At 40.6% G+C, this 24877-nt stretch carries 33 protein-coding genes and 1 other RNA gene; 12 read left to right on the forward strand and 22 right to left on the reverse strand.

Annotated features, from left to right (window positions below; all coding sequences use genetic code 11):
- Nucleotides 1–67 precede the first annotated feature (67 nt).
- Together rplA and rplK are read right to left on the reverse strand one after the other, a co-directional pair.
- Entirely contained in the window at nucleotides 68–757 is a 690-nt protein-coding gene (rplA, locus tag V471_RS01775) for a 50S ribosomal protein L1 (protein ID WP_037598508.1), read from the reverse strand.
- A gap of 99 nt (nucleotides 758–856) precedes the next feature.
- Nucleotides 857–1282: a 50S ribosomal protein L11 gene (gene rplK / locus V471_RS01780; RefSeq protein WP_002885648.1), complete on the reverse strand. Its 426-nt coding sequence runs from the start codon at nucleotides 1280–1282 to the stop codon at nucleotides 857–859.
- A gap of 171 nt (nucleotides 1283–1453) precedes the next feature.
- Between rplK and V471_RS01785 the strand changes: the two genes are divergently transcribed.
- The gene (locus tag V471_RS01785; protein ID WP_060973052.1) at nucleotides 1454–1807 is read left to right on the forward strand and encodes a DUF3397 domain-containing protein; all 354 of its coding nucleotides are present in this window, start codon (nucleotides 1454–1456) and stop codon (nucleotides 1805–1807) included.
- 94 nt (nucleotides 1808–1901) lie between these two features.
- Here the strand turns inward: V471_RS01785 and V471_RS01790 are convergent, their stop codons facing one another.
- The 5 genes from V471_RS01790 to V471_RS01810 form a co-directional block, all read right to left on the reverse strand.
- Nucleotides 1902–2399: a beta-class carbonic anhydrase gene (locus tag V471_RS01790; protein WP_002886981.1), complete on the reverse strand. Its 498-nt coding sequence runs from the start codon at nucleotides 2397–2399 to the stop codon at nucleotides 1902–1904.
- A gap of 151 nt (nucleotides 2400–2550) precedes the next feature.
- Nucleotides 2551–3246 carry a TIGR00266 family protein gene (locus V471_RS01795; RefSeq protein WP_037598509.1) on the reverse strand — a complete coding sequence of 232 codons (696 nt, stop codon included), beginning with the start codon at nucleotides 3244–3246 and terminating at the stop codon, nucleotides 2551–2553.
- An 88-nt stretch (nucleotides 3247–3334) separates the two neighbouring features.
- The gene (radA, locus tag V471_RS01800; protein WP_073686093.1) at nucleotides 3335–4696 is read right to left on the reverse strand and encodes a DNA repair protein RadA; all 1362 of its coding nucleotides are present in this window, start codon (nucleotides 4694–4696) and stop codon (nucleotides 3335–3337) included.
- Entirely contained in the window at nucleotides 4693–5160 is a 468-nt protein-coding gene (locus V471_RS01805) for an isochorismatase family protein (RefSeq protein WP_002886984.1), read from the reverse strand. The genes radA and V471_RS01805 overlap by 4 nt, the downstream gene beginning before the upstream one ends.
- Before the next feature lie 9 nt (nucleotides 5161–5169).
- A complete protein-coding gene (locus V471_RS01810; RefSeq protein ID WP_002886985.1) occupies nucleotides 5170–5616 on the reverse strand; it encodes a dUTP diphosphatase in 447 nt (148 codons plus the stop codon).
- A 206-nt stretch (nucleotides 5617–5822) separates the two neighbouring features.
- On the opposite strand from V471_RS01810, the gene V471_RS01815 reads away from it, so the two are divergent.
- The 6 genes from V471_RS01815 to galU all read left to right on the forward strand — a co-directional run bounded on the left by V471_RS01815 (nucleotide 5823) and on the right by galU (nucleotide 11244).
- Entirely contained in the window at nucleotides 5823–6425 is a 603-nt protein-coding gene (locus tag V471_RS01815) for an NADPH-dependent FMN reductase (protein WP_002886986.1), read from the forward strand.
- Nucleotides 6426–6443: 18 nt separating this feature from the next.
- Nucleotides 6444–7694: an NAD(P)H-dependent oxidoreductase gene (locus V471_RS01820; RefSeq protein ID WP_002886987.1), complete on the forward strand. Its 1251-nt coding sequence runs from the start codon at nucleotides 6444–6446 to the stop codon at nucleotides 7692–7694.
- A gap of 116 nt (nucleotides 7695–7810) precedes the next feature.
- Nucleotides 7811–8602, forward strand: a complete 792-nt coding sequence (locus tag V471_RS01825; protein WP_084871050.1) for a formate/nitrite transporter family protein — start codon at nucleotides 7811–7813, stop codon at nucleotides 8600–8602.
- Nucleotides 8603–8610: 8 nt separating this feature from the next.
- Nucleotides 8611–9192 (forward strand): MptD family putative ECF transporter S component, encoded by a 582-nt coding sequence (locus V471_RS01830; RefSeq protein ID WP_084871051.1) that lies wholly within the window; start codon nucleotides 8611–8613, stop codon nucleotides 9190–9192.
- Nucleotides 9193–9290: 98 nt separating this feature from the next.
- Nucleotides 9291–10313 (forward strand): NAD(P)H-dependent glycerol-3-phosphate dehydrogenase, encoded by a 1023-nt coding sequence (locus tag V471_RS01835; RefSeq protein ID WP_002886991.1) that lies wholly within the window; start codon nucleotides 9291–9293, stop codon nucleotides 10311–10313.
- A 16-nt stretch (nucleotides 10314–10329) separates the two neighbouring features.
- The gene (gene galU / locus V471_RS01840) at nucleotides 10330–11244 is read left to right on the forward strand and encodes a UTP--glucose-1-phosphate uridylyltransferase GalU (protein WP_002886993.1); all 915 of its coding nucleotides are present in this window, start codon (nucleotides 10330–10332) and stop codon (nucleotides 11242–11244) included.
- Between the two features lie 45 nt (nucleotides 11245–11289).
- Here galU and V471_RS01845 read toward each other — a convergent pair whose 3' ends face one another.
- From V471_RS01845 to ffs, 7 genes are all read right to left on the reverse strand, one after another.
- A complete protein-coding gene (locus V471_RS01845) occupies nucleotides 11290–11964 on the reverse strand; it encodes a rhomboid family intramembrane serine protease (RefSeq protein WP_014632558.1) in 675 nt (224 codons plus the stop codon).
- Nucleotides 11955–12482: a 5-formyltetrahydrofolate cyclo-ligase gene (locus tag V471_RS01850; protein WP_002886996.1), complete on the reverse strand. Its 528-nt coding sequence runs from the start codon at nucleotides 12480–12482 to the stop codon at nucleotides 11955–11957. The genes V471_RS01845 and V471_RS01850 overlap by 10 nt, the downstream gene beginning before the upstream one ends.
- A 68-nt stretch (nucleotides 12483–12550) precedes the next feature.
- Nucleotides 12551–13684 carry an N-acetyldiaminopimelate deacetylase gene (locus V471_RS01855; RefSeq protein WP_084871052.1) on the reverse strand — a complete coding sequence of 378 codons (1134 nt, stop codon included), beginning with the start codon at nucleotides 13682–13684 and terminating at the stop codon, nucleotides 12551–12553.
- 77 nt (nucleotides 13685–13761) lie between these two features.
- Entirely contained in the window at nucleotides 13762–14460 is a 699-nt protein-coding gene (dapD, locus tag V471_RS01860; RefSeq protein WP_002886999.1) for a 2,3,4,5-tetrahydropyridine-2,6-dicarboxylate N-acetyltransferase, read from the reverse strand.
- Between the two features lie 85 nt (nucleotides 14461–14545).
- Complete coding sequence (locus tag V471_RS01865; RefSeq protein WP_002887000.1) at nucleotides 14546–15298, reverse strand: HAD family hydrolase; 753 nt, start codon at nucleotides 15296–15298, stop codon at nucleotides 14546–14548.
- 113 nt (nucleotides 15299–15411) lie between these two features.
- Nucleotides 15412–16251, reverse strand: coding sequence for a methyltransferase domain-containing protein (locus V471_RS01870; protein ID WP_002887001.1), 840 nt, complete (start codon nucleotides 16249–16251; stop codon nucleotides 15412–15414).
- Between the two features lie 14 nt (nucleotides 16252–16265).
- Nucleotides 16266–16351, reverse strand: an RNA gene (gene ffs / locus V471_RS01875) — signal recognition particle sRNA small type.
- 320 nt (nucleotides 16352–16671) lie between these two features.
- Between ffs and V471_RS01880 the strand changes: the two genes are divergently transcribed.
- From V471_RS01880 to V471_RS01890, 3 genes are read left to right on the forward strand one after another with little or no spacing between them, the layout of a single operon-like run.
- Nucleotides 16672–16830 (forward strand): class IIb bacteriocin, lactobin A/cerein 7B family, encoded by a 159-nt coding sequence (locus V471_RS01880; protein WP_002885650.1) that lies wholly within the window; start codon nucleotides 16672–16674, stop codon nucleotides 16828–16830.
- Nucleotides 16831–16849: 19 nt separating this feature from the next.
- A complete protein-coding gene (locus V471_RS01885; RefSeq protein WP_002887002.1) occupies nucleotides 16850–17017 on the forward strand; it encodes a class IIb bacteriocin, lactobin A/cerein 7B family in 168 nt (55 codons plus the stop codon).
- 47 nt (nucleotides 17018–17064) lie between these two features.
- A complete protein-coding gene (locus tag V471_RS01890; protein ID WP_045001373.1) occupies nucleotides 17065–17319 on the forward strand; it encodes a hypothetical protein in 255 nt (84 codons plus the stop codon).
- Nucleotides 17320–17404: 85 nt separating this feature from the next.
- On the opposite strand, the gene tadA is transcribed toward V471_RS01890, so the two are convergent.
- The 7 genes from tadA to V471_RS01925 all read right to left on the reverse strand — a co-directional run bounded on the left by tadA (nucleotide 17405) and on the right by V471_RS01925 (nucleotide 22234).
- The gene (tadA, locus tag V471_RS01895) at nucleotides 17405–17923 is read right to left on the reverse strand and encodes a tRNA adenosine(34) deaminase TadA (RefSeq protein WP_014632555.1); all 519 of its coding nucleotides are present in this window, start codon (nucleotides 17921–17923) and stop codon (nucleotides 17405–17407) included.
- A 769-nt stretch (nucleotides 17924–18692) separates the two neighbouring features.
- Nucleotides 18693–19085: a single-stranded DNA-binding protein gene (locus V471_RS01900; RefSeq protein ID WP_014632554.1), complete on the reverse strand. Its 393-nt coding sequence runs from the start codon at nucleotides 19083–19085 to the stop codon at nucleotides 18693–18695.
- Between the two features lie 427 nt (nucleotides 19086–19512).
- Nucleotides 19513–20190 carry a CPBP family intramembrane glutamic endopeptidase gene (locus tag V471_RS01905; protein ID WP_045001371.1) on the reverse strand — a complete coding sequence of 226 codons (678 nt, stop codon included), beginning with the start codon at nucleotides 20188–20190 and terminating at the stop codon, nucleotides 19513–19515.
- Between the two features lie 265 nt (nucleotides 20191–20455).
- Nucleotides 20456–21079 carry a YtpR family tRNA-binding protein gene (ytpR, locus tag V471_RS01910; protein WP_002885779.1) on the reverse strand — a complete coding sequence of 208 codons (624 nt, stop codon included), beginning with the start codon at nucleotides 21077–21079 and terminating at the stop codon, nucleotides 20456–20458.
- A gap of 31 nt (nucleotides 21080–21110) precedes the next feature.
- Nucleotides 21111–21635 (reverse strand): hypothetical protein, encoded by a 525-nt coding sequence (locus tag V471_RS01915; protein ID WP_014632552.1) that lies wholly within the window; start codon nucleotides 21633–21635, stop codon nucleotides 21111–21113.
- A 3-nt stretch (nucleotides 21636–21638) separates the two neighbouring features.
- The gene (locus V471_RS01920; RefSeq protein WP_002885723.1) at nucleotides 21639–21953 is read right to left on the reverse strand and encodes a thioredoxin family protein; all 315 of its coding nucleotides are present in this window, start codon (nucleotides 21951–21953) and stop codon (nucleotides 21639–21641) included.
- Nucleotides 21950–22234 carry a DUF4651 domain-containing protein gene (locus tag V471_RS01925; protein WP_002885838.1) on the reverse strand — a complete coding sequence of 95 codons (285 nt, stop codon included), beginning with the start codon at nucleotides 22232–22234 and terminating at the stop codon, nucleotides 21950–21952. The genes V471_RS01920 and V471_RS01925 overlap by 4 nt, the downstream gene beginning before the upstream one ends.
- Before the next feature lie 99 nt (nucleotides 22235–22333).
- On the opposite strand from V471_RS01925, the gene pepA reads away from it, so the two are divergent.
- Both pepA and proC read left to right on the forward strand, forming a co-directional pair.
- The gene (pepA, locus tag V471_RS01930; RefSeq protein ID WP_014632550.1) at nucleotides 22334–23401 is read left to right on the forward strand and encodes a glutamyl aminopeptidase; all 1068 of its coding nucleotides are present in this window, start codon (nucleotides 22334–22336) and stop codon (nucleotides 23399–23401) included.
- Between the two features lie 15 nt (nucleotides 23402–23416).
- Nucleotides 23417–24187 carry a pyrroline-5-carboxylate reductase gene (proC, locus tag V471_RS01935; RefSeq protein ID WP_084871053.1) on the forward strand — a complete coding sequence of 257 codons (771 nt, stop codon included), beginning with the start codon at nucleotides 23417–23419 and terminating at the stop codon, nucleotides 24185–24187.
- 26 nt (nucleotides 24188–24213) lie between these two features.
- On the opposite strand, the gene V471_RS01940 is transcribed toward proC, so the two are convergent.
- Nucleotides 24214–24876: a CPBP family intramembrane glutamic endopeptidase gene (locus V471_RS01940; protein WP_084871054.1), complete on the reverse strand. Its 663-nt coding sequence runs from the start codon at nucleotides 24874–24876 to the stop codon at nucleotides 24214–24216.
- Nucleotide 24877: the final 1 nt, after the last annotated feature.

Below are 24877 nucleotides of genomic sequence, written 5' to 3' on the forward strand. Positions count from 1 at the left end.
TTTTCTACTCAAATTTCGTGTTTAGACCAAGAAAAAAACCTATCCGAAGATAGGCCCTTTACTACTCTTACAATGAGTTAGGATCAACTTTGATACCAGCACCTTGTGTAGTAGTGATTGAAAGGTTTGTGATGTAAGCACCTTTCGCTGTAGCTGGTTTAGCTTTTTGAATTGCATCGTTAAATGCTTTGAAGTTTTCAACCAATTTTTCAGTTTCGAATGAAACTTTACCGATGATAGCTTGTACGTTACCTGCTTTATCAGCACGGTAAGTGATTTTACCACCTTTAGACTCTTCAACTGCTTTAGCAACGTCCATAGTTACAGTACCAGTTTTAGGGTTTGGCATCAAGTTACGTGGTCCAAGGACACGTCCAAGACGACCAACGATTGCCATCATGTCTGGTGTTGCAACAACAACGTCAAAGTCAAGCCATCCACCGTTGATTTTAGCAACGAGTTCGTCTTCACCAACGAAGTCAGCACCTGCTGCTTTAGCTTCTTCAGCTTTAGCACCACGAGCAAATACAAGAACGCGTTGAGTTTTACCAGTACCGTTTGGCAATACCATTGCTCCACGGATTTGTTGGTCAGCTTTCTTAACGTCGATGTTAAGGTTGTATGATACTTCAACAGTAGCATCGAATTTTGCGAAGTTAGTTTCTTGTGCAAGAGCTACAGCTTCTTCTACGCTGTAAGCTTTTGTGCTGTCGATCTTTTCAAGAGCAGCACGCATTTGTTTGCTTTTTTTAGCCATGTTAATTATTTCTCCTTGTGTAATGTGGTCATAACGACTTTCATCTTCCACGTCACTCAGCGAAGTGAGACGACGTCTGTGGTTTTCTTGTTAACTGAATTAGTCAGTAACAGTGAATCCCATTGAACGTGCAGTACCTTCGATCATACGCATAGCTGATTCGATGTTTGCAGCGTTCAAGTCAGGCATTTTAGTTTCAGCAATTTCTTGTACTTGTGCACGAGTTACTGAAGCAACTTTAACTGAGTTTGGAGTACCTGAACCTTTTTCAACACCTGCAGCTTTTTTCAAAAGAACAGCAGCTGGTGGTGTTTTAGTGATGAAATCAAATGATTTATCTTCATACACAGAGATAACAACTGGGATGATCATACCAGCTTGGTCAGCTGTACGAGCGTTAAACTCTTTAGTGAATCCCATGATGTTGATTCCGGCTTGACCAAGAGCTGGTCCAACTGGTGGAGCTGGAGTCGCTTTACCAGCAGGAATCTGAAGTTTTACGATGTTTTCGACTTTTTTAGCCATTTTGTAATTTCCTCCTATTGTGGTTTTGGCGGTAAGTAAGTTTTGTTACCTCCCACAAGTATGTTTTTACATACCTTATCTATTATACAGAAATTCTTTTTAGATGCAAGAATTTCTTATTAAGTTTAGGAAAAAATTTACATAAAGGGCTTTTCGAGGTAAAATAGACTTATGATTCTATATAAATTCTTTGCTATAGCATTTTTGATTCTAACACCTATCTTTGCTTTTATTATCCACCGCTTCTTCAGTTTAAAATACCTCGGGCTTAATTTTGCTGACCTTACCTTCCCTCTTTATTTTATTGAGCTAGTTGCTGTGTCAGCCCGTTTCTTTACCCATAGCTTTTTGCCTTACATCACCATTTTATTATCCTTGGCGGCTATAATTATCACGATTCAAATGCTGAGAAAAACACAATCCTTTAAATTTAAACGTTTTCTTAAGTTGTTCTGGCGTATCAGCTTTTTTATCACCAGTCTTTTCTATTTGGGGACCGTGATTCTCATTTTTATTGTTTCTTAAGAACTAGATTAACTCAGCAGATTTATTGTGTGCTGAGTTTTTTATGTCAAACCATGAAAAAAGCAGGCAACCTTGCCTGCTTAACTTTTCGGTATTAGGGTTGAACTTGAGTCATTCGACCAGTATCTACATCATAAACCGCACCGGAGATGATAACATCCTCAGGGATAAGCGGTGACTGACGAAGAATGGCCATATCTTCACGAACACTCTCTTCTACATCTGTGAATGGAAGAAAATCTTGATCAGAAACATCAACACCAAGTTCTTTATTGAGATAGGCGGTAAACTCATCGTTCTTAAAGGTCTGAGCACCACAATCTGTATGGTGAAGAACTACGATTTCTCGTGTCCCCATCTGTTGTTGAGAAATGACCAAAGAACGAATCATATCTTCCGTCACACGACCACCCGCATTACGCAAAATATGAGCGTCACCTAGGGCCAACCCCAAGGCCTGAGCAACGTGAAGGCGTGAATCCATACAAGTCACAATAGCCACCTTAGTCTTTGGTTTCAAGGGAAGATGGGCTGTCCCGTGGAGGTCAACATAGGCTTTGTTGGCATTGAGAAAGTTTTCAAAATAAGACATAATAACTCACTTTCTAATGAAGAAAATAATTTGACTATCAAATTATTTACACACTATCTTATCATCTTTTTATTAACTTGTCAGCTATTGAGTCCGCAACATAAAAAAGGAGAATAAATGCTAACAAGCATCCATCCTCCTTCAATTTATATTATGAACGTTTTGGCAAGTATCTATTAAGCAAGCCTGCAAAGGTTTGAAGATTGAGACTTTGAACATAAATTTCACCTGTTCCTCTAAAGGTATTAACAACACCCTCTCCTGTCCCAATAGACTGCCAGAAACCATTTTCCAGGTGAATATTATAATCAAGTGTCTGACTCCAGGCAACGACATGAGCATTATCAATAGTCACTTCTTGATTGTTTAGCTCAATTTTTTTAATAGAGCCGTAAGCATTTGCCAAGAGAGTTCCTTGGCCTTGGGTAGTCATTACAAAGAAACCACCCTGACCACCAAAAAGAGCCTTACCAACAGACTGGAGCTCCATTGTATAGTAAGCTGTGCCATCAAGTGCTAGAAAGGCACCGTCGTTGAGTCGGTACTGTTTTTCACCTAAATAAAGTGGAATCACTTGACCTGGAGAATCAGGGGCCAAGGCTATATAGCCATTATTGGACTGCGAGACAACCTGAGTAATAAAGCTACTTTCGCCCGAAACCATTGAACGCCCAACTGCTTTTACAAAGCGACCTAAACCTGATCCACTGGCATTTAATTTGGTACTCAGTGTCACATTCGGTGTGTGATATACCATACTGCCACGCTGGATAAAGACTGTTTCACCTTGATTAAGAGATAACTCTACTAAAGGGAACTGCATGTTGCTGTCTGTAAAAAATTGCATAATAAATACCTCCCTATTCTTAAGAAAAGTATAGCATCGAACAGGTATTTTTGCAAGCGCTTCCAAATACTTGTTTTGAGGCCTCTTTTTAAGAAAAGACTTTTTTGAGTACTTCTCCTACCGTCGTGACCCCAATGACCTGGATACCTTCTGGAATCTTCATGCCATGAAGCGAATTCTTTGGAGCATAAATCTTAGTAAAACCTAATTTAGCAGCTTCATTAATACGCTGTTCAATGCGAGTTACTCGGCGAATCTCTCCAGTCAACCCAATTTCTCCTATAAAAGCTTCTTGTGGATTAGTTGGAAGCTCCTTGTAACTAGAAGCAATCGCAACGGCTACAGCGAGGTCAATAGCTGGCTCGTCCAATTTGACACCACCAGCCGATTTGAGATAGGCATCTTGATTTTGGAGAAGAAGGCCACAACGTTTCTCTAAAACAGCCATAATGAGGCTGACACGGTTAAAGTCCAGTCCCGTCGTTGTCCGCTTGGCATTACCAAAGACGGTTGGTGTCACCAAGGCTTGAACTTCAGCTAAGATAGGTCTGCTACCTTCCATTGTCACAACAATGGCAGAACCTGTAGCACCGTCTAGGCGTTCCTCTAAGAAAACCTGGCTAGGATTTAGCACCTCTACCAAACCACCAGACTGCATCTCAAAAATCCCAATCTCATTGGTTGAACCAAAACGGTTTTTGACTGCTCGTAAAATACGGAAGGTATGATGACGTTCCCCCTCAAAATAAAGCACAGTATCCACCATGTGTTCCAACATACGTGGCCCAGCCAGCTGTCCCTCCTTGGTCACATGCCCAACAATAAATGTGGCAATGTTATTGGTTTTGGCAATCTGCATGAGTTCAGCAGTGACTTCACGAACCTGAGATACAGAACCTTGAACGCCAGAAATCTCTGGACTCATGATGGTCTGAATAGAGTCGATAATGAGGAAATCGGGTTTTATGGCCTCTACTTGGCTGCGAACGGCTTGCATATTAGTCTCAGCATAAAGATAAAATTCGTTATCAATATCACCTAAACGTTCGCTCCGCAATTTGATTTGCTCGGCAGATTCTTCCCCAGAAACATAGAGGACAGTTCCCTTGTTAGCCAGCTGTGTTGACACTTGTAAGAGAAGAGTCGATTTCCCTATCCCTGGATCTCCTCCAATAAGAACCAGACTACCCGGAACCACACCGCCACCTAAAACACGGTTAAACTCGTCCATGTCAGTCTTTATGCGGGCATAATTAATTGAAGAGACTTCTTTTAATTTAGTAGGTTTGGACTTTTCACCCGTCAAACTGACACGAGCATTTTTCACCTCCTGCACCTCAACTTCCTCCTCAAAAGAGGACCAGGAAGAACAGTTGGGACAACGCCCTAGATATTTGGGTGAATTGTAGCCACATTCTCGACAAACAAAAGTTGATTTTTTCTTAGCTATGATAATTCTCCTTCTACGCTTACTCCAGCAGAGTGCCACTTATGCAATGTTTTTTGAAATCTCTTCTGGTTGGCAACTCCGATAGCAGACAAATCTACGGAAACCTGATAGTTCTCCTTGATAGCCGCCAAAACGGAAGCCTTAACACAGCCATTGCCATCTACCCCTATAAACTCTATGCTTTTTGTACCATTTCCCTCTAAAAAATCTTTTAAATCTGGATTAGTAAAGCAAGAAGCCCGACGCTTCTCAAAGATACGAGAAGATACAAGCAGCAAGCCGGTCGCAAATTTCTTCTTTCTATCTTTTCTCTCCCAGAAAAAACGATTGAGAATATAGATAACCCGGTCGCTGGGATAGCTAGCAATTTTGTCATTTACAGCTGCAGTCCGTTCTTCATGATATGCTTTTCCTACAGCAACATAATCTGACTGCATATCTACAACTAATAAATAGTCTGCCATATTCTTTCTCTATTTCCCTGTCGATCCGAAACCACCTGTACGAACACCGTCAGCTTCATCTCCATCTACAATTAAGAAGGGCATAAAGACACCTTGAACGATACGTTCGCCAACTTCAAGAGTCACGGGCTGATCCGTAATATTTTTCATCTGGGCGAAGATGTGACCCTCATTCCCTGGATTTCCATAGTAATCGCCATCAATAACCCCCACAGAGTTGATCAAGACCAGACCTTTTTTGCGAGGATTAGAAGAACGATCATAAAGATAAAGCACCTCACCCGCTTGCATATAAGCCTTGACCCCAGTTGGGACGAGGACGATTTCTCCTGGTGCAATCACTGTGCGCTCTGCCACCTTTAAGTCGTAGCCAGCTGCATGGGCTGTCTCCCGTTTTGGAAGCAAGTCCTGATTGGTATAGGTTGATACAAGTTCAAATCCACGAATTTTTGTCATTATTTTTCCTTTCGATACATCTATAAATTAATTCTTGTAAAACTAGCCATGCTAGCTTCAGACTTTTAAATCTATCCCATTATAATCTATTCGAAATAAGATGACAAAGGTAATAGTCTAATCACTTTCTCATTAAACGAAGATTGACTTTTAACTAGGAAAACGCTAACATAATAATAGATATAATACTTTTAAGGAGAATTGCCATGAAATTCATCGGACTTGTTGGTACGAATTCAAAACGTTCAACTAATAGACAATTATTGCAATATATTCAGAAACATTTTGCAGATAAGGCAGACATCGAACTTGTTGAAATCAAAGACCTCCCTGTCTTTAACAAACCCGCTAACAAACAATTGCCAGAAAGTGTCCTTGAAATCGTTAAAAAAATCGATGAGGCTGATGGGGTTATTATTGGAACACCTGAGTATGACCACTCAATTCCAGCTGTTCTCATGAATGCTTTAGCTTGGGTCTCATACGGTGTTTTCCCTCTTTTGAATAAGCCTGTTATGATTACAGGAGCATCTTATGGAACTCTAGGAGCTTCTCGTGCACAGCTACAACTTCGTCAAATTTTGAATGCTCCAGAAATCAAAGCTAATGTGCTTCCAGACGAATTCTTGCTTTCACATTCCCTTCAAGCTTTTGATAGCAATGGTGATTTAGTTGACCTCGATGTCATCAAAAAATTAGATGCTATTTTCGATGACTTCCGTCTCTACGTCAAAATTACTGGTAAACTCTCACATGCTACAGAGTTATTACATAAAGAAGCTGAAGACTTCGACTGGGAAAGCCTATAAGACAGGAGAATAGAAACTATGAAATTTGTTGGACTCGTTGGAGCAAATTATGATCAATCATATAACCGTAAACTGCTCGAATTTATCAGAAGACATTTTAAAATTAAATTTGAACTTGAAGTTTTGGAAATTGATGACGTTCCTATGTTTAACCAAGATGAAAAATGGAATGAAAGTTTCCAACTTCGCTTACTTAATAACAAAATTACACGCGCTGACGGTGTCATCATTGCAACACCTGAGCACAACCACACTATCTCTGCAGCACTTAAATCAGTATTAGAGTGGCTATCATTCGAAGTGCACCCTTTTGAAAACAAGCCTGTAATGATTGTTGGTGCTTCTTACTACGATCAAGGGACTTCACGTGCCCAAGTGCATTTGCGTAAAATCCTTGAAGCGCCTGGTGTTAATGCTTATACACTTCCAGGTAATGAATTCTTGCTTGGAAAGGCTAAAGAAGCTTTTGACCTTGAGGGGAACATTACTAACGAAGGTACTATTAATTTCCTTGAACAATGCTTAGACAATTTCATCCAATATGTAGGAGTGGTTTCTAAATTGAAAAAACCAAAACCAATTGAACCTGAAGACTTGGATTGTAACAACCCAATCGCTACAACTGTTACCGAAGTTGATCCTGACGATCCAGAGTGGGTAGAAAAAGTAGCTGAAATCACTGGTGCGGTATCTGGTGATACCTACGTGAAATTGGACCACGGTATTTTGACGGTTAATCAAATTGACATGTTCCTCAAGGCTATGCCATTTGAATTGACCTATGCCGATGACAACAACCAGTTCCTCTACTACAATAACGCCCATCAAGATCCTGATACTATGTTCGCCAAACGTGTACCACCTCAATCTGGTAGCCGTATGTCAACTGTTCACGGCTCACTTCCACCAGCTCGTATGAAAAATGTGGAATGGGTTATTGGTACACTGCGTAATGGTAACCAAGAATATGTTCGTACGATTGTTCCAGGGTCACCTGAAGGAGTTATCAATACGCATAACTATCAGGCTATGTACTATGATGATGGTTCTTATGCAGGAATCAATGAAATCGTCTTTAACTTTAAACCATGGCTTGACTGGTATCTCGAAACAACTGGTCAACGCCTTGTCGGAGGAAGCGGTCCTTTTGCACCAGCTGCAGCTAGTCATGGCGGTAGCGACGCCACATCTGGTGCATCAGATGCGGGTGGTCATGGTGGCGACGCAGCCCCAGCCGCAGATGCCACATCTGGAGCATCCTCATATTAAGACTTGGAAAAGTTGGGACAACTGTCCTGACTTTTTTTCATGGTCATCCTAGATTAAGTTTCACTCGAGCTTGCGCATTTGCCATGCTCCATGCCACATATTTTAGAGGTAAACCTATGTCTCAATTTCAAGAAAAAGTATTCGCTGCTTGTGCTAAAAAAGAAGCTCTCTTTGACGAAAGTCTGGGGCGCTATGCCTTGCGTTCTATGCTTGCAGGAGCTTATCTTACCATGTCGACTGCTGTAGGAATTATTGGTGCGGATGTTATCGCAACAGGTATTCCAGCCCTTTCTCGTTTTGTCTTTGCCTTTATCTTTGCCATCGGACTGGTCTTCGTTCTCATATTCAATGGAGAGTTGGCTACTTCAAACATGATGTTCCTGACCAGTGGTGCCTATTATGGTAAAATCAAATGGAGCAAGGTGTGTACCATCCTCCTCTACTGTACCTTCTTTAATTTTGTCGGCGCCCTTATCTTGCCCTGGTTCTTCAACCAATCCTTCTCTTTCCAACATTTGACTGACAAGAGTTTCTTAGTTACTGCTGTCTCAACCAAGCTTGGAAAAACAGATTGGATGAACTTTACAGAAGGTATTACAGCGAATATGTTCGTTAATATTGCCATCTTGGGCTACATGCTCCTCAAAGAAGAATCTGCTAAGATTTTCATTGCGCTATCAGCCATCTTCATGTTTGTATTTTTAATTAATGAACACTTGATTGCTAACTTTGCCTCTTTCATGTTGCTCGGTTTCAACGGTGTGCGTGACGCTGTAGATAATTTCACTTTGGCAAATATTCTACGTCAGTGGATAGTCGTTTTCTTCGGTAACTGGATTGGTGGAGGTATTTTCATTGGTTTGGCATACTCTTGGCTCAATAAAACTAAAACACCTCACATTGATTAGGAGACCACATGCGTCAAAAAACATTCATCAAACAAACCAGCCTAGCTATTCTACTGTATTTTATTTGCCTAGCCCTTGCAGTGACTATTGATTTAATCTTTTTCAAAGTCAAAAATATGTATCATACGCCTGCTTTAGCGGCTATCTTTGCAGGCTGGGTCTACTTGGGGCTTATCAGAAAGACAAAACAATTTGGAGCAATTACCTGTCTGGGTATCTTTATGTCCCTCTTCTTCTTTGCCTCTGGACACTTTGTTCTAGCCTTTCTTCCTAGCTTTCTAGCTGGCCTTGTCGCTGACTTTCTAGCTAAGAAAGGGAACTATGAGAATAATAAACTTAATCTACTTTCCTATATGATCTTTTCCCTAGGAAACTTAGCACCCATTATCACCATGTGGCTTGCACCCAAAGCCTATATCGCACAGCTCCTAGCCAAAGGGAAAACTCAAGATTATGTAAATCAAGTTATGGTTCCCTTTACAGCCAGTCATGCCTTAATCCTGATTGGAGGAACGCTCATGGCTGCTCTCATTGGAGGCTACATTGCCCAAAATTGGCTAAAAAAAATAAATAGCCATCAGCCCTCCTAACAGAGAGTACAAGACAAACATGCTTTTCTTATGTTATAATGAGAAAGAATACAGTCTTTTTCTACTTTGTTAGAAAGGACCTAAAGGGAGACCTAATGATGAAAAAACAAAAAATCGCTGTCTTGGGCCCTGGTTCATGGGGAACTGCCCTTGCTCAGGTACTCAACGACAACGGACACGAGGTTCGTATTTGGGGAAATATCCCTGAACAAATTGATGAAATTAACGAGAAACACACCAATACCCGCTACTTCAAGGATGTGGTTTTGGATGAAAACATTAGAGCCTACAAGGAGCTGTCTGAAGCCCTAGATAGTGTCGACGCTGTTCTCTTTGTTGTTCCAACCAAGGTTACTCGCTTAGTTGCTAAGCAAGTTGCTGAACTTTTGGACCACGAAGTTGTTGTCATGCATGCTTCAAAAGGTTTGGAACCTGGAACACACGAACGTCTTTCAACAATCCTTGAAGAAGAGATTCCTAAGGAACTTCGTAGTGAGATTGTTGTCGTATCTGGTCCAAGCCACGCTGAAGAAACTATCGTTCGCGATATCACCCTGATTACAGCAGCATCTAAGGATCTTGAAGCGGCACGCTATGTCCAAGGTATTTTCAGTAATAGCTACTTCCGCCTCTACACCAATTCAGATGTGATTGGTGTTGAAACAGCTGGTGCTCTTAAAAACATTATTGCGGTAGGTGCTGGTGCCCTCCACGGTATGGGATATGGGGACAATGCCAAGGCAGCCGTTATTACTCGTGGACTTGCGGAAATTACTCGTCTTGGTGTGAAACTTGGAGCTGATCCTTTGACTTACAGCGGTCTATCTGGGGTTGGTGACCTTATTGTTACAGGAACTTCTATCCATTCACGTAACTGGCGTGCTGGGGATGCGCTCGGTCGTGGAGAAAAACTAGAAGACATTGAACGTAACATGGGAATGGTTATCGAAGGTATTTCAACCACAAAGGTTGCCTACGAAATCGCCCAAGAACTCGGCGTCTACATGCCAATTACAACAGCAATCTACAAGTCTATCTATGAGGGTGCTGATATTAAGGAATCTATTCTCAATATGATGTCCAATGAATTGCGCTCTGAAAATGAATGGGATAAAAAATAAAATCTAAGGAGTTCTCATGAAGAATCAAAAAGTTAGAAAAGCTATCATCCCCGCTGCAGGACTCGGAACACGCTTTTTACCAGCTACTAAAGCTTTGGCCAAAGAAATGTTGCCAATCGTTGACAAACCAACTATTCAATTTATCGTTGAAGAAGCCCTCAAATCAGGTATCGAAGATATCTTGGTGGTGACTGGTAAATCAAAACGTTCTATCGAAGACCACTTTGATTCAAACTTCGAGTTAGAATATAACTTGGAACAAAAAGGTAAGACAGACCTGTTGAAATTGGTTAATGACACTACTGCTATTAACCTCCACTTTATCCGCCAAAGCCACCCACGTGGCCTTGGAGATGCTGTTCTTCAAGCTAAAGCATTTGTCGGGAATGAGCCATTTGTTGTTATGCTTGGTGATGACCTTATGGATATCACTAACGATAAAGCTGTACCATTGACTAAACAGCTCATTAACGATTATGAGGAAACACACGCATCAACCATTGCAGTTATGCCTGTACCACACGAAGAAGTTTCTTCTTATGGTGTCATCGCCCCTCAAGGCGAAGGCGAAAATGGACGTTATAGCGTTGAAACTTTCGTTGAAAAACCAAATCCAGAGGATGCACCAAGTGATCTTGCTATCATCGGACGTTACCTTCTAACACCTGAAATTTTCGGTATTTTGGAAACTCAAGAACCAGGTGCTGGAAACGAAGTCCAATTGACTGATGCTATCGATACGCTTAACAAGACACAACGCGTCTTTGCTCGCGAATTTACTGGAGACCGTTATGATGTCGGTGACAAATTCGGATTCATGAAAACGTCTATCGATTATGCGCTTAAACATCCTCAAATTAAAGATGACCTCAAGCAATACCTCATTGACTTGGGTCACAAACTTGAAGGCAAACCAGCTAAAAAAGACTAATATAAAATCCATCGAACATGACATTCGATGGATTTTTCATATGACTTAAAAATAAGTGAATCCTAGAAGAATCAGCAATAGTAAAATGTAGGTTAAAAGAGCTGTAAAACGCCAACCTTTACTAAATAAGCGACTTTCAACCTTGTTAGCCAAAAAGATAGCTGCAAGAGCACCTCCAACTAAACCACCAAGATGGCCTGTAATCCCAACACTAGGTGTAAACAGGTTGAAGATTAAGTTTATGACAATCAAAGCCAAGTAATTGCGACCTAACTGATTAAGCAAAGGACTATGACTATAGTAGCCAAGAATCACAACAGCCGCAAAAAGTCCAAACAAGGATGTCGAAGCACCAGCTGCAATAACATTAGGCGTAAAAAGTAAGGTAAAGGCATTTCCCATAACACCAGCTAACAAATAGAGCCCTAGAAAACGTAGAGTCCCAAAAATATGCTCAGCCATTTTCCCCATAAAGTAAAGGGCAAGCATATTAAATAGAAAATGCTCAACACCTATATGCACAAAAATCGGTGTTACAAGACGCCAGAGGTTCAGTGGGCTGTACTGAACAAAAGCACCGTACATAGCCCCCATCTTAAAGAGGCTCAAAGGTGAGGTCGCTTGAAAGCCGTTTAAAAGATATTGACAGATAAAAGTCAACGTCGTAAGCCCCAACAATAGATAGGTTGCTGGGTATTTCTTCCACTCATTTATTTGCATGTGACGACCTCCTTAACAGGAATATCATAGCTGTCTGGTTGAAAATCATGTTTCTGGCAAGGATAAACCGTACTAACGGTCTCCCCTTCAAAGTCAGACAAAAAGCGGTCATAGTAACCTGCTCCGTAACCAATACGATAGCCTTCATCATTGAAAACTACTCCTGGCACATGAATCAAATCAATCTCTGATTTATCCACAGCCAAATCAGACGCAGGTTCCATCAAGCCAAAAGAGGTTGCAACAAGATTATCTGGATCATAATCCACAAAAATCATTCGACCTTGTTTATATGTTTTAGGAATCAACAGTCGTTTACCATCCTTTAAAGCCTGATTGATTAAAAGACTGGTATCATATTCATGAGGAAAAGACAAATAAGTCGCAATCACCTGGGCATCTTTATAAGCAGGTAAGGCAATCAATTGCTCCAAAAGATATTGATCTATCTTAGCCTTAGTCTCAGGATCTTGTGAAGTTAACTGAGCCAAGACTGTTTTTCTAAGTTCATTTTTCATAGGTTTATCATATCAAAAAAGCTACCAAAAGTCAGACTTGGTAGATTTTTTAGCTGTATCAACTATGGTTAGGCTTCTGCCTTGTGTTTAAGGAATTTTCCAATTTCAGTCACTGCAAAAGCGAGGGCATCTTCATTTGGACTCATCTTAGGATGGTGAAGTGCATATGGCGTGTCAATTCCCAACCAGAACATGACACCTGGAACCTTACTAAGCAAATAACCAAAATCCTCTCCAGTCATAGCTGGTGGACAATCAATCAAGTTGACCTCTGGGCTAGCATCAAAGAAGCTCATTAACTCTTTAGCCAAGGCTGGATTATTTTCCACAGGAAGATAACCACCTTGTTTCAACATGATATCCACTTCCATACCAAAGCTAGCTGCCACGCCTTCTGCAATCTGACGCACGCGCTTCTGGATAAGGAGACTCATTTCCTGAGTAAGGGTACGAATAGTTCCATAAACCTCTGCAGTTTCAGCGATAACATTATTAGTAGTTCCTGCATGGAACGAACCAAAGGTAACTACCCCACCCTGGATAGGGTCAACATTACGACTAACAATCGTTTGCACCTGAGTAATAAAGTAAGAAGCTGCTACAAGGGCATCATTGGCCTCATGTGGAAAGGCTGCATGTCCACCTTTCCCCTTGAAAGTAACGAGGACTTCACAAGTCCCAGCAAAAAGGGTGCTTGTGTTAGTCGCAATATCACCTACCTTGAAATCTGGACGGACGTGAAGGCCATAGAACTCATCTGGCAACCAATCTCCAAAGGCACCATCCTCATACATAAGCATACCACCAGCTTCATTTTCTTCAGCCGGCTGGAAGAGGAAGAGCATGTTATTTTTAGGCTGTACTTGAAGCATCTGATCCAAGAGACCAAGCGCTGTGGTCATGTGCATATCGTGTCCACAAGCATGCATACGACGTTCATGAGTAGACTTGAAGTCAAGACCTGTTTCCTCTACGATTGGAAGACCATCAATATCTGTACGCCAACCAATAGTCTTTTCAGGAGCATGCCCGTGAAGATAGACAAGAATCCCTGTACGCCAAGTACGTTTCTCCACAAAATCCTTACCTTCAGTCATTTCAGCAATACGCTCTAAGAGATAAGCCTGAGTTTTAAATTCTTCCAAACCAATTTCAGGAATTTGGTGAAGGTCTCGTCTGATTTTAATTAAATCAAGTGTCATGTTTTTATCCTTTTTATTTGTCTTATTTTATAGAGAATCTAGAAATAGAGGCCTTACAGGCCTCTACTATCAATATGTTACAAGTTACGCAAAGCATCTTCGAGTGCTGTTTTTTGTTGTGTTTTCTCATCAATTTCCTTGATGATACGAGCTGGAACACCAGCCACAACCACATTTTCAGGAACATCTTGAGTAACGATAGCTCCAGCAGCAACGACTGAACCGTTACCAACTTGAACACCTTCAATAACAACAGCATTGGCACCAACAAGAACGTTGTCACCGATACGAACTGGGTCTGCTGAAGCTGGTTCAATCACTCCAGCAAGGACTGCACCCGCACCGATGTGGCTGTTTTTACCAACAGTAGCACGACCACCAAGGATAGCACCCATATCAATCATAGTACCAGCACCAATTTCAGCACCGATATTGATTACAGCACCCATCATAACGACAGCATTGTCTTCGATAGTTACTTGGTCACGGATAATGGCACCTGGTTCGATACGTGCATTAAGGTGACGTTTATCAAGCAAGGGAACAGCTGAGTTACGACCATCTTGTTCCACAACATAGTCCTTGTTTTCAGTCAAGTTAGCAAGAAGTGGTTCAATATCTTTCCAGTCTCCGAAAAGAACGTTACCAAGTTTAGTGACAGAAGCTGGAACAGCAGTTGCCAATTCCCCTTCAAAAGTTACTTTAACATTCGTTTTCTTTTCAGCATTACCGATAAAAGCGATAATTTCTTGTGCAGACATTTTTTGTGCAGTCATGAGATTCTCCATTCACATAAAGTTAGGAATTATTATACCAAAAATTCTGATAATTGTCTTTGCTTTTGCCAAATACAGTGTATTTTTATGTAAAATTGGTCTTTAGAGCCTCTATATCAGTAATCACTCGGTCTGGCTTGATTGGGGAATTCTCCAGTTCTCGACGGGAATAAGGGAAGGTATTGAGCAAGATACCATCGATCCCAACTGCTTCAGCCACAGCAATATCAGTCGTCAAGTCATTTCCAACCATGACAGTCTCAGACGGGTTTAACCCATAATCATCCAAAACTTGCTTTAAAAATTCAGGTTGAGGCTTACAGATACCGGCATCCGAAGACAAGTAAATAGCATCAAAATAAGATCTTAACGCCATTAGGTCAATCTCAGCGTTAGTAAAGGCTGCTTGAGCATTAGACAAGAGATAAATCCGACAGCCCTGTTCTTTTAGAAAGGCTAGCACCTCCTTGGTATGGGGATAAGCCGTCACATGTTTGCGAGATAAGACGCGAAAGACCATTGCTATCAATTGTCCCCAATCTTCCGGCTGATTAGAATTACTAGACTGAGGCCGAGCATCTACATAAAGCTGGTTAAAAATGTGGGCTAAATCAATTTCTGGATAAGCAACTCCTTTGAGCTCTATTAACTCCTTACGGGCCTGATCCACGTGCTTAGCATAAGCCTTTTTAAGAGCATCACCCTCATAAGCCGCTCCATAAGCCTGATATAGTTGGCCTAGTTTATCCCATAACACAGGATCCTTCTCATCGGTTAGGATATCAACCAAGGTACCATAAAAATCAAAAATGTAGTTCTTATAGGCTCTGTTTTTCATCGCTTTTTACCCATTACTGAAACTTTCCTACTTATTGCTCTCATCATACACCTTTTAGGAAGACCAAACAAGCTAACTGAGACATTTTCCCATCAAAAAAATCCCAACGATTGTTAGGATTGCTTATCATCTCTAATACGGCCAATCAGCAGTTCTCCCGCAACGGTTAATTGCGTCACTGAAGTCAAGTCCAAAGTATCCTTATTGGCATGGAAAAAAAGAGGTGTCATCTCGGCAAATGTTTGAACATGCTCTGATGGCATAGACCAAGTCTTAGCAATCGTCACACGCTCCAAAAGGTCACAGGACTCTTGAAAATGTTCCAGAACATCCTGGTTCGAATAAGCCTGCGCCTCCGGTAACAATTGGCGAAACTCTTTAAGATGATCCTCATGAGGAATAACCTTAAAAACCAAGCCATAATCAGACAAAAGTCGTCCAAATTCTTGATAATTAGCTGGTGAAAAAATATCTAAAATCACATCAATACTATGTTCACGTAAAGGCAATTGAGCCAAATCGCCAACAAACCAAGCTACGTTTTTCTGAGGATTTTGACGTGCCGCAAGAAGGATTGAATCCTTAGACAAGTCAAAGGCCATGAAATCCTTGTCAAACTCTTGAGCCAACTGACGGCTATAATAGCCTTCACCACAGGCAACATCTAGAACGTGCGAGTGTTTAGGAAGGTCACGCAAGTGCTCTGAAATCACCTCCAGAATAGGATCGTAATAGCCTGCCGCAAGAATCTGACTCCTCTTTTCAAAAGAAGCCATATCATAGTGCTTATCTCCCTTGGTCTGTCTCAAAAAATTAACAAAGCCCTGCTTGGCGATATTAAAGGTATGCCTATTCTGACAAACCAAGCTAGACAAATCCAAATGCATTGGCGCCTGACAGATAGGACAAGCAAAAAGACTCTCTTGATCTTTAAAAACACTAAATTTGGCCATAAATCCTCCTTAACACAAAAAAAGAGCACACACCTGAAATCGCTTAGGGCTGCTGGATTCCTCCCCTGACCCGCTTCACGCACAGATGTTGCTCCGAAAAATATTATACCATAAATTGAAGTGATTGCAAGTAGAGAACTTATGATAAGACTAGCTAGACCTACCCCTATCAATCCCTATTATCTTCTTCTGTCAGTATAACCTTCGATAAAACATAAGACTTACCATGGTGACATTTATGTCACTACTTTTTTATTTCTCGACACCTTATAATAAATCCATAGCTTGAGTAAAGCACCAAAAGCTAGTGACATGGCTGACTTTATTGAAAGGAGAAGTCATATTTAACATATCTCTTAACTCGTGGTGAGAGGGTATGAGATTTAAAAACTCACCAAAAATAAAAAAAGGAGAATGACAATGATTAACAAAGAAATGAAGGCAGCTGACCTAGCCTCAGTAACAGGAGGCGGATGGAAGACTAACCTTGCCATTGGAGGGCTCTGCCTAGCTTCAGGACCTATTGGAACTATGGTATGCCTTGGAGCCTACAATGGCTACATGGACTCTGCGAGATAAAAGAAAGGACATATGAACAATGACTAAGACCATTAACAATCGTAAAAACATGACTACTCAAGAACTTGAAACTGTATCAGGTGGAGTGGTTCCTTGGGCCGCTATTTCTGTTGGCATTGCTGCTGCAAAACTGACTTATGACCTTAGCTATGCTGCAGGTAAGTCTTTCTATAACCTCACCCACTAACTAACAGAACTCGGCTGACATCTCAAAGATTTTGAGGATGATAACTCATGAAACATATAAACAATCAAACAAATAATACTACTGCTAATCAATCACCTAAAATGAATAACTATTTACTCGTAAAAATAGCTTTAGCTGGAATTATCAGTAGCCTACTTCTGATACTCCTAATCAACCTTATCTTTTATGTACGATTAGGAACACCAATTATTGATACTAATTTGAAGTCCGCTTTTGGTACTCTGATTCTCTTTATGCCTATTTTTCTTTTAACAAGTGAGAAAGAAAAAAATAAAGCATAGAAAGAGTGACCTAAATTGCCTTCAGGAAAACAAAAAAATCATCTTCCATTAAAAAGTGCAAGTCCCTTTGGACTTGCACTTTTGTTTACATCTCTTGCCTTGTTTCCAATTTAGCCAATCGTTTGGCTTCTTTTTTGCGTTCACGACTCTGACGGAAAAAGTCTTGCATAATCTTAGCACACTCTTCCTCCATGACACCAGTCTCTACTTCTACGCGATGGTTGAGACGCTCATCTCTTAGGATATCGTAAAGGCTACCCGCACCACCAAACTTTTGATTGCTTGCTCCATAGATAACTTTAGGAATACGAGCCAAGCCAATTGCCCCACTACACATGACACAGGGTTCGATGGTTACAAAGAGGGTACAATCTAACAAACGCCAATTGCCTACAGTCCTATTAGCCTCTTGAATAGCCATGACCTCCGCATGCATGATAGCTTGATTGAGCTCCTCACGTGCATTGTGCCCACGGCCTATGACTTCGCCATTTTTAACGATGACACAGCCAATTGGAATCTCTGCTTTATCTAGAGATTTTTCGGCCTCCTTAAGAGCTTCAGACATAAAAAAGTCTTTCTCTTCTTGGGTAAAGTCAAGCATTAGTGTCACTCCCGTTCCAAGATTTGCGAGACAATATCTCACTTAGTCCTTCTATTATAGCATAAGAAAAGAAATACCGAAGACCTCCATTTTAAAGGACACAAAAAAAGCTAAGACGAATCATCCTAGCTTCAAACACATTAGTCTGGTGAGTCTTAGGAATCACACCAATGTGTTCCCCCAAGGCTAGACGAAAAGTCAACGACCGCTTAACATCCTAATTCATATGTCAGTCGGAGTGTCATAGTCAATTGTCTGTGAAATCATTATACAGGCCTAAGGCCTCACAACGATAAACAAAAATGCAACTGTCTCAAACAATTGCAAGGATAGCGTTATAGTTGTGATATTTCACACTTTCCTTCCAAACAAATAATGCCTACTATAAAAGTAACTTTTATAGCTTTTTCCTTACCCATCTATAGTTTATCATGAAACCTCTATCATTTAATTTAAAAATCGGTAATAAAACAATAATATAGATTAGAAACAACTGTTAATTGTATGCATTCTTTTGAATATTTTGCTTAACATTTAAAACGTTGATATATCAACGTTTTATGGCTTCCTAAACTATTTTTTCTAGTCTATCTACACTATTAAACACCTATCATCCTAAGTCTTATCTAATTTTACTGTTTATTAGTCTAACAAGTGTTTAATATTTTATCTCCAACAATTCTTCAAAACAAGGTATGGAACAAGATAATGATTTTTTATAGAGGTTGCTTCAAAGATAGGAGACCTAGATAGCTAGTCAAAGGATAAACTAGAAGGGAAGCTCTTCTTCCAAGACGAGGTCAGCCAAGTCATTATCAGGATTATTTTCCCTAACAGCACGCTGAGCACGACTCTCCAGAAGTTGGAAAGAGGAACAAAGCACTTCAGTAACGTAATGAGTTTTACCATCCTTATCGTACTTACGGGTACGAAGCTCACCATCAAGAGAAATTAAACTCCCCTTGCTAGCATAAGATGCTAAGGTCTCAGCCAAACGCCCCCAGACAACCACTGTAATAAAATCAGCCTCACGCTCACCATTTTGCGTCTTATAGCGACGATTAACCGCAACTGTAACACGTGTAAAAGACCTATCGCTAGCAGTTTTTACCATTTCAGGAGTCGCCGTCAAACGTCCAATTAAAATAACTTTGTTATACATTTTTTTACCTCCACCTATCTATTCGTAAGCGGAAGTAAAAAAAGTGACAGATTTTGAAAAAGCAAGAATAAAAATAATATATATATCACATTATTGACTTCAATTAAATAGAAAAAAGTAAAATCTATTCGGGTGAAAAGCAGGATGAGTTCTTCAATAAATGTACTTGTCACTAAATATTAGACATCTGAAGATGAGCTGAGCTACTAGCAAAGGAAGTAGGAAGCTTGGTATGAGCTGTCGATTCAAAGAACAGTTATCGCCATACAAACTTGTCATTAGTTTACTTACTCAAATCATCCTCTGCTGACCCAGAGTTACCACTTAAAATAATTTTAACACTCCGTTTTGAAGTTCTTCTATTGATAGAAGAGAGACGAGAGTCCTTTGCCTTTTTCTTTGTAAGCTGAAATAGTTTGGAATTCACTTATTGCATACTACCAATGACCAATACTATAAAAGATAAAATATTTCCTAGCACATGAACCATCAAGGGATAGTAAATATTTCCCTTTTCATTCACATAAATAATTGAAAGGGTTACTCCGCCACCTAAGTAACCAACTGCACTGACCCACTCTGATAAAGACAAACTGTGCATATGGGTCAAGGCGAAAACAAATCCTACCACACAAATGCTTAGCCAGCTTGGCAAATGTCTCTGTAAACAATGCAATAAAATTTGACGGAAAAAGAGTTCTTCCACCAAAGGTCCAATGATACAGGCGAAAACTGCTATCAGTAGTGGTTGTTCTTTAAAGGTACTTTGTATATTAGCCTCGTTTAGTCCTTGTTCACTTAGTCCCAAAACCTGCCTCAATATTGCCGATAGTAGTCCAAAGAAAATGGTCACCAGGACAAGTAAGAGCCAGCCTTTTAAAACCCCCAAGAAAAATTTTCTTTTAGAACTTCTGACCTCTTCCCACTTTTTGAGCAATTCAGACTTAAATAAGAAGCAACCATACAAAAACATGATGGTATAAACTAAATAGGTCGTTAAAGAAGAAGGTAAGGGAGCATCAAATACTCGTATACCGTCAAAAACAAAGAGGACTGTATAGAGAATCATAAAAACAAGGACTCCCTTATGTTTGTTGTAAGCCATTGAACTTTCCTTTCTTTTATAATCATCACCAAATCTGAGTCTGACAGATAAATAAAACACAACTTGATTAATAAACTTGAAGCCACATTTTTTAGATAATTGCTCGGATAAAGTTGTTTTGGCAAATAATAGAGATTGAGAGCAATACTATTATATTTTGATGATGAACTTGGTAAGCATAAAGAGGTTCTCGAAAATTTTGAACCATTTGCCAAGACGAGCTCTCCTGAAAAAAAAGCGGCTTACTTACCGCTTCTTGTCTTATTTACCCTTTCCAGTGTTTGGCTGGATCAAAAGCCTCTCCGACTACTGCTGAATCATCAAGTTCAATAATACCACGTTTTTGTGGGGCATTTGGAAGTGCCAACTCACGTGGGGCACACATCATACCATAACTATCTTCACCACGAAGTTTTCCTGGGAAGATAAGGGCACCGCTAGGCATCATAGCACCAGGAAGAGCTACGATAGTTTTAAGACCAAGGGCTGCGTTTGGTGCTCCTGCAACGATTTGGACCTTCTTATCACCGATGTTCACTTGGCAGATGTTAAGGTGGTCACTGTCTGGATGTGCAACCATTTCATCAATTTGTCCAACCACAAAGACTGGTCCTTGTGTGTTTTCCAAACGCTCTTCAAAGCCCTCTTTAGCCAATTCCTCGTTCAAAACAGCTACATCTTGGTCTGACAAGAAAACTTGACCGTTACCTTCGATATCAATGAGGCTTGACGCTTCAAAAATATTCCAAGCAAGAGTCTTGCCTGTTTCATCAGCTGTGACACGCGCCACTTTACCTTTACGTTCTACGCTACGTTTGATGTCCTTAGTATCTTCCAAGATAACCAACAAAACGTCACCAACTTGTTCCTTATTGTATGCAAAAATCATGGGTTCTCCTTCAATAGTTCTTTTATAGATTTTAAAATCGACTGACATGCCAAGAATCGTCATTACTACCATAGCGATAACTAATCTTGTCAATTTTCCAGTCACTCTCTGTTAATTTTATGATAAATTGTTTATGGTACCAAAAGTCATTCCCATAAGAAAATTCGAGAAACATCTTAGCCTTACTCTTCATAATAAACTTAGCTCGACAGGGCTCTAACACAAAATCATAGGTGCCTGGAGAACCAAAAGAAGCTGAAAAACCTCTTTTATAACAGTTATCAGTCAAGTGTTTTTGAGCTAAAGGAGTCAACTTCTCTTTAAATTCATCAAATAACTCCATTTCTCCAGGAATAGTTTGATGTGTAGGAAGATTATTTTCCTTTTTGTAGGTGTTTATTTCTTGGTGTTTTAGGAAGATATCACTTTCAATTTTGGAATGCTCTACTAAAATTTGGCATAATTCTTCGATGATCTCCTCATTTTTTTCTGTCAGATACTTTTCTTTAGTTTCTGAAATATCAAGAGAGATATTAGGAAAGTGATTGATTTTCATCTTTTAAATCTCCGACAAAAAGGCAGTGATTTCTTCTTTGGTTTTACGAGCTTTATTGACCAAGCGTCCCAATTCTTGACCTTTCTGAGTCACGACAAAACTTGGGATACCAAAAATATTCCAAGTTTGCGCCAAAGCCATATAATCATCACGGTTGACACGCACAAAGGTCATATCTGGATGGAGGGCTTCAATTTCAGGCATAACGGGATAGATGAACTGGCAGTCTGGACACCAATCGGCAGTGAAAAAGAAAACCACCTTTTGATCACTTTCAACATAGCTTGCCAATTCTTCAAGATTCTTAGGAATAATCATGCCTGCTCCTCCTCATAGGTCAAGATATCCTCTGCATAAACAAAGCTATAGGAACGTCCATCCTCTAAGACGATACCTCCTGTAAGTCCTGGATTTTCCTTATCAGTGGGATTTGTATAAAGGACTGCGATAGTCCCCAAGTGAGATAATTCTTGTCTAATATCTTGGATTAATGCAGCCTTCTTCATTTCTGCACGTGACTGTCTATACTTCTCTGCCATTGCCAAGAGACCTAAAGCTCCTACGCCTCCAGCAAACAAGGCCAATGTTTTACGTTTCATAAGAAACATTTTACCATAATTTTAGACGAATGGGGAGAGGCTACCTATCTCTTGAGAATCGTGCTAAAATAGTAGCAAGTACTACTCAAGGAGGATTTTATGACTACCCTATTTGACAAAATTAAAGAAGTAACCGAGCTCAGTGCTACTTCAGGCTTTGAAGCTCCTGTACGCGACTACCTTCGCAAAAACATCACCCCACTTGTAGATGAGGTCCAAACAGATGGTCTCGGTGGTATTTTCGGTATCAAGCATAGCCAAGCAGAAAATGCCCCTAAGGTGCTTGTGGCTGCCCACATGGATGAAGTTGGGTTTATGATTAAGGAAATCAAAGCAGACGGGACTTTCCGTGTCGTCGAACTTGGTGGTTGGAACCCACTGGTTGTCAGCTCACAACGCTTCACCCTACACACTCGTGACGGTCGTGTCTATCCTGTCATCTCAGGTTCAGTGCCACCTCATTTCTTACGTGCTAGTGGCGGAGCTTCAAGTCTTCCTAGTGTTTCTGATATCGTCTTTGATGCTGGTTTTGCTAACCAAGAAGAAGCAAATGCCTACGGTGTTTTCCCAGGTGATGTCATCATTCCTGAATCAGAAACAATTCTAACAGCCAATCAAAAGAATGTCATTTCTAAAGCTTGGGATAACCGTTATGGTGTTCTCATGATTCGTGAACTCTTGGAAAACGTTAAGAATCAAGAACTCAACAATACTCTAATTGCTGGTGCCAATGTTCAAGAAGAAGTTGGTTTACGTGGTGCCCATGTCTCTACCACTAAATTTGATCCTGAAGTTTTCTTTGCAGTGGACTGTTCTCCTGCAGGGGATATCTATGGTAATCAAGGTAAGGTAGGCGATGGTACCCTTATTCGTTTCTTCGATCCAGGTCACATCATGTTGCCAAATATGAAAGATTTCCTTTTGACTACAGCTGAAGAAGCGGGTATCAAATACCAATACTACTGTGCTGCGGGCGGAACAGATGCTGGTGCCGCTCACTTGCAGAATGCTGGTGTTCCATCAACAACTATCGGTGTTTGTGCCCGCTACATTCACTCGCACCAAACCCTTTATGCGATGGATGACTTCCTAGAAGCACAGGCCTTCTTACAAGCTATTGTTAAGAAGTTGGATCGCTCAACAGTAGATTTAATTAAAAACTACTAAGATAAGGAGTAACCCATGATTATAGGTTTTATCGGTGTCGGAAAAATGGCAACAGCCATTATCAACGGCCTAAATACAAGCTCACATCGTATCATTATTTCAGGGTCTTCCTTGGCTCGTTCACGCCAGCTTGCAGAGGAACTAGAGGTTGAAGCGGCTGCTTCCCATCAGGAATTGTTGGATAATGCTGACCTGGTCATCCTTGGTATCAAACCTCAAATGTTTGACAAGGTACTAGCCGGTCTCAATTTTCATCAACCTATCATAAGTATGGCTGCTGGAGTAACCTTGGAACGCCTCGCTTCACTTACCAGTCCAGACCTTCCTCTCATTCGTATCATGCCTAACCTTAACGCTCAGATTCTCAAGAGCACTACTGGTCTTTGTACCAACGATAAGGTATCCGAGGACCTTTTGGCAGTTGCCAAGGAAATCACAGACAGTTTTGGAACCACTGTTGAATTGGCTGAGAAGGACTTTGATACCTTCACTGCCCTAGCTGGCTCTAGTCCGGCCTACATTGCCCTCTTTATCGAGTCTCTGGCTAAGGCTGGCGTCAAAAATGGCCTAAGTAAGCAGGTCGCTCTGACCATTGCCACACAGACGGTTCTAGCTACCGCTGAAAATCTCAGTCTTGGTAGCGACAGCCCACATGATCTTATTGACAAGGTCTGTAGCCCTGGTGGGACCACTATCGCTGGTCTCATGGACCTTGAGCGTACAGGCCTCACCCATAGTGTGGTTTCAAGTATTGATACAACCATTGCTAAAGCTAAAAAACTATAAGAAAAAAGCTCGGAATCTTCCGAGCTTTATTTGATATATGGCGCTAAAAATTGCAAGAGTAACAACATTGAAACCGCAATACTATTGTTAATGATATGCGCCATGATACAGTACTCTAACTTTTGAAACTTACGATATGCTATCCCAAGGGCGAACCCCATACCTGCATATATAATCCAAACACCAATACTATTCGGCATATGAACAAGACCAAAAAGTAAACTACTAACAATCAAGCCAACAATAGAATCGGGGGTAAAGACACGTCCCATGAGGAGCCCTCGAAAAACCAGCTCTTCCACAATCGGTGCCATAATTACCGTAAACGTTATGAGAAGGAAGGGATTCATATGGGCATTTTCTATGGCTGCCTGATTGGTGCTATTACTAACACCTTCCATCATCATGACCATAGAACCAATCCTAGTAACGATATAAATACCTAGGTAGGTCAAGCCAATCATCCCCCAGGCCTTCAGGGAAGAGAGTGCCTTAAAGCCTTCGAAAAGCCCAAGACGTTTTCCTAAGAAAAGAGCTCCTGCGCTCATGAGAAGCAAGACAAAAATTAAGAGACAGACTAACCTTGTATCTTTGACACCTAAATAGATGGTTGGAACTTGATCAATAATTAGTATTAGGAAAGCTAGTAAAAAATAGAGAAAGCGTTTGAGAATTGACCCTTTGTTCATG

Source organism: Streptococcus salivarius, from assembly GCF_002094975.1.
In the GTDB taxonomy this organism is placed as follows: Bacteria; Bacillota; Bacilli; order Lactobacillales; family Streptococcaceae; genus Streptococcus; species Streptococcus salivarius_D.

Coding starts and splice junctions, on each gene's coding strand:
- V471_RS01920 (WP_002885723.1), bottom strand. CDS start 21,953: ATGATTATTCCTAAGAATCTTGAAGAATTGGCAAGCTATGTTGAAAGT.
- V471_RS01915 (WP_014632552.1), bottom strand. CDS start 21,635: ATGAAAATCAATCACTTTCCTAATATCTCTCTTGATATTTCAGAAACT.
- tadA (WP_014632555.1), bottom strand. CDS start 17,923: ATGCTTGACTTTACCCAAGAAGAGAAAGACTTTTTTATGTCTGAAGCT.
- ytpR (WP_002885779.1), bottom strand. CDS start 21,079: ATGATTTTTGCATACAATAAGGAACAAGTTGGTGACGTTTTGTTGGTT.
- V471_RS01785 (WP_060973052.1), top strand. CDS start 1,454: ATGATTCTATATAAATTCTTTGCTATAGCATTTTTGATTCTAACACCT.
- V471_RS01925 (WP_002885838.1), bottom strand. CDS start 22,234: ATGAAACGTAAAACATTGGCCTTGTTTGCTGGAGGCGTAGGAGCTTTA.
- V471_RS01830 (WP_084871051.1), top strand. CDS start 8,611: ATGCGTCAAAAAACATTCATCAAACAAACCAGCCTAGCTATTCTACTG.
- V471_RS01805 (WP_002886984.1), bottom strand. CDS start 5,160: ATGGCAGACTATTTATTAGTTGTAGATATGCAGTCAGATTATGTTGCT.
- V471_RS01845 (WP_014632558.1), bottom strand. CDS start 11,964: ATGCAAATAAATGAGTGGAAGAAATACCCAGCAACCTATCTATTGTTG.
- proC (WP_084871053.1), top strand. CDS start 23,417: ATGATTATAGGTTTTATCGGTGTCGGAAAAATGGCAACAGCCATTATC.
- V471_RS01825 (WP_084871050.1), top strand. CDS start 7,811: ATGTCTCAATTTCAAGAAAAAGTATTCGCTGCTTGTGCTAAAAAAGAA.
- rplK (WP_002885648.1), bottom strand. CDS start 1,282: ATGGCTAAAAAAGTCGAAAACATCGTAAAACTTCAGATTCCTGCTGGT.
- V471_RS01855 (WP_084871052.1), bottom strand. CDS start 13,684: ATGACACTTGATTTAATTAAAATCAGACGAGACCTTCACCAAATTCCT.
- V471_RS01835 (WP_002886991.1), top strand. CDS start 9,291: ATGAAAAAACAAAAAATCGCTGTCTTGGGCCCTGGTTCATGGGGAACT.
- V471_RS01810 (WP_002886985.1), bottom strand. CDS start 5,616: ATGACAAAAATTCGTGGATTTGAACTTGTATCAACCTATACCAATCAG.
- V471_RS01790 (WP_002886981.1), bottom strand. CDS start 2,399: ATGTCTTATTTTGAAAACTTTCTCAATGCCAACAAAGCCTATGTTGAC.
- V471_RS01870 (WP_002887001.1), bottom strand. CDS start 16,251: ATGGCCAAATTTAGTGTTTTTAAAGATCAAGAGAGTCTTTTTGCTTGT.
- dapD (WP_002886999.1), bottom strand. CDS start 14,460: ATGACTGCACAAAAAATGTCTGCACAAGAAATTATCGCTTTTATCGGT.
- V471_RS01820 (WP_002886987.1), top strand. CDS start 6,444: ATGAAATTTGTTGGACTCGTTGGAGCAAATTATGATCAATCATATAAC.
- V471_RS01880 (WP_002885650.1), top strand. CDS start 16,672: ATGATTAACAAAGAAATGAAGGCAGCTGACCTAGCCTCAGTAACAGGA.
- V471_RS01900 (WP_014632554.1), bottom strand. CDS start 19,085: ATGTATAACAAAGTTATTTTAATTGGACGTTTGACGGCGACTCCTGAA.
- V471_RS01890 (WP_045001373.1), top strand. CDS start 17,065: ATGAAACATATAAACAATCAAACAAATAATACTACTGCTAATCAATCA.
- galU (WP_002886993.1), top strand. CDS start 10,330: ATGAAGAATCAAAAAGTTAGAAAAGCTATCATCCCCGCTGCAGGACTC.
- V471_RS01940 (WP_084871054.1), bottom strand. CDS start 24,876: ATGAACAAAGGGTCAATTCTCAAACGCTTTCTCTATTTTTTACTAGCT.
- V471_RS01850 (WP_002886996.1), bottom strand. CDS start 12,482: ATGAAAAATGAACTTAGAAAAACAGTCTTGGCTCAGTTAACTTCACAA.
- V471_RS01865 (WP_002887000.1), bottom strand. CDS start 15,298: ATGAAAAACAGAGCCTATAAGAACTACATTTTTGATTTTTATGGTACC.
- V471_RS01885 (WP_002887002.1), top strand. CDS start 16,850: ATGACTAAGACCATTAACAATCGTAAAAACATGACTACTCAAGAACTT.
- V471_RS01815 (WP_002886986.1), top strand. CDS start 5,823: ATGAAATTCATCGGACTTGTTGGTACGAATTCAAAACGTTCAACTAAT.
- rplA (WP_037598508.1), bottom strand. CDS start 757: ATGGCTAAAAAAAGCAAACAAATGCGTGCTGCTCTTGAAAAGATCGAC.
- V471_RS01795 (WP_037598509.1), bottom strand. CDS start 3,246: ATGCAATTTTTTACAGACAGCAACATGCAGTTCCCTTTAGTAGAGTTA.
- pepA (WP_014632550.1), top strand. CDS start 22,334: ATGACTACCCTATTTGACAAAATTAAAGAAGTAACCGAGCTCAGTGCT.
- V471_RS01905 (WP_045001371.1), bottom strand. CDS start 20,190: ATGGCTTACAACAAACATAAGGGAGTCCTTGTTTTTATGATTCTCTAT.